The sequence below is a fragment of the Macrococcus sp. CoH-51_TC_04 genome (genome assembly GCF_058188655.1).
Map to the genome: position 1 here is coordinate 1 of NZ_JBVGOY010000046.1, position 316 is coordinate 316.

Below are 316 nucleotides of genomic sequence, written 5' to 3' on the forward strand. Positions count from 1 at the left end.
GAATTGCATCGCTCGGATTGACTGGCGTAGCAATACCGTTGAGCACCTGTGATCCCATGTTCAGCGGGCCCGTCATAGTCACGTTGCCAGCGACTGGAACAGCGTTCACGTTCGCGGCCGTCAATGACACGTTGCCGCTTCCGTTCGGGCTGATGCCGTTGACCGTGGATACAGTGCCTGCCGGAATCGCGGCGGTGACCGTGATTAGTCCGTTTGCTTCGGAGAGCGTAACGTTTTGACCAGCCACTAGCGACTTGATGATCGCTGAGTTTGCGGGAGGGTTAGACTCAACCAGAATAACGGCACCTGAACCAGT

Annotated in this window: 1 protein-coding gene; it reads right to left on the minus strand. The window is 56.6% G+C overall.

Features of this window, described 5'->3' with window-relative positions:
* On the minus strand, positions 1–316 hold a 316-nt coding region (locus ACZ2V4_RS11715; protein WP_490514950.1), incomplete at both ends, for a hypothetical protein.